This window comes from Odoribacter sp. AF15-53, assembly GCF_003479425.1.
In the GTDB taxonomy this organism is placed as follows: Bacteria; Bacteroidota; Bacteroidia; order Bacteroidales; family Marinifilaceae; genus Butyricimonas.
On record NZ_QUHC01000038.1, the window covers coordinates 1 to 1,388 of the forward strand.

A 1,388-nucleotide genomic window follows, 5' to 3' on the forward strand; every position below is an offset into this window, starting at 1 on the left:
TGACACTAACAAGCGGCTCAACCTCCCCTAAAAAGGTCGGTTAGCCACCAAACATTAGCAATCAACGAAATAAATATAAAACAATGAGTGAAATTAAAGAATACCGTCCAATTAACGAGGACGAACGAATTGAAATAGATCAGCTTGCAGCTAAAGGCTTAGTCCTTATTGGCTTGCAGGAAAGTGCTGAATCCTCTGTCATCCTTGATGGCATAAAGAACTATCTCAATAATTTTGAAAGTTCAGATGACGAGGAAATTACTGATAGAGCTTATGAGTTAGGTTCCCTGTTAGGAAACACTATCCAAAAGCACTATGGATGGAACTGGTTTTGTGTAGAGGAAAATACAGATGATTCTTTTCATTGTGTTGCCTCTAATAAAGAACGAGCCTGCTGCGCCTGTCATGAATATATATACTCCATATTGACAAAACAGCATTCCAATAATGTAAAGTTGCTGTTCAATATGATAAATAAAGATTATCCAAAAGAATGGCATTTCATGTTGCTTTCTTAAACGATTGCTAACAAACAGCAAGCCGACTGAATAAGCGGAACGCTGCCAAACATTATCTGCCCAATAATATGAACTAAAAAAAGTGATATGGAAACTAAAGCGGAAGTCCTAAAATACATGTTTACAAGAATACAAGAGATGCTTCCTGTAAATGTGGTCAAAGCAAAAAAGAATAAAGACTACTTTACTTACATAGTGGAAAACGATTGTAGTATTGAGTTTTACTTTCAAACAACCCAAGGTGGATATGCCGGTAAAAACACTTTTTGTATGGGTGTATCAGCTAAAATAAAGAATCCATATTTATGTAGTCTTGTATTAGAACCGTTAAATAAAAAAGACGCTGGTGGTAACATCATAGTTTGCTTTGATAATAATATTGATTGGTTTAAGCAGCATCTAATGGATATGGATTATTTTTTCGGGAATAAGAGTGACAAGACTCCTAACGTTGAGAGATTCTTAAACGATTTGAAAAAGGATTTTTTTCCGTATATCATACCTTTTGTCAAACAATATACAAAAATTATAGATTTTTACTCAAATTCGGGTCATATTCAACATATATATGTAGATAAACAGTTTAGCTTAGGAGTAATCTGTTCTCTCTTGTGCAACCATGAAGAGTTCATTGAAGAAACTTTGGTTCCATTAGCCAAAGCAAGTGAAGGAGGTTGGATATTTAGAGAATTTTTTAAGTGCACAGACTACGTTACCGATATAGTTGAGCCGATTAAGAAATATGTCGTAGAGAATAATATCCATTTTGAACAATGAGAAGAATAGAATGGGCAGATAACAAGCGGATTAATTGCTCTCGAAATGGTCGATTATCCACAGAACATTATCAAATTCTAAAATAAAGTAGTT

The 1,388-nt window shown here is 34.3% G+C and carries 2 protein-coding genes; both read left to right on the top strand.

Going from position 1 to position 1,388, the window contains the following annotated elements; all coding sequences use genetic code 11:
* The first annotated feature begins 83 nt into the window (after positions 1-83).
* Positions 84-518 carry a hypothetical protein gene (locus tag DWW52_RS20855; protein WP_008620114.1) on the top strand — a complete coding sequence of 145 codons (435 nt, stop codon included), beginning with the start codon at positions 84-86 and terminating at the stop codon, positions 516-518.
* An 87-nt stretch (positions 519-605) separates the two neighbouring features.
* Positions 606-1,295: a hypothetical protein gene (locus DWW52_RS20860; RefSeq protein WP_029427369.1), complete on the top strand. Its 690-nt coding sequence runs from the start codon at positions 606-608 to the stop codon at positions 1,293-1,295.
* The last annotated feature ends 93 nt before the right edge of the window (positions 1,296-1,388 follow it).

What these genes read in the sequence shown, in the direction of transcription:
- DWW52_RS20855 (WP_008620114.1), top strand. Translation starts at nt 84, where the DNA reads ATGAGTGAAATTAAAGAATACCGTCCAATTAACGAGGACGAACGAATT.
- DWW52_RS20860 (WP_029427369.1), top strand. Translation starts at nt 606, where the DNA reads ATGGAAACTAAAGCGGAAGTCCTAAAATACATGTTTACAAGAATACAA.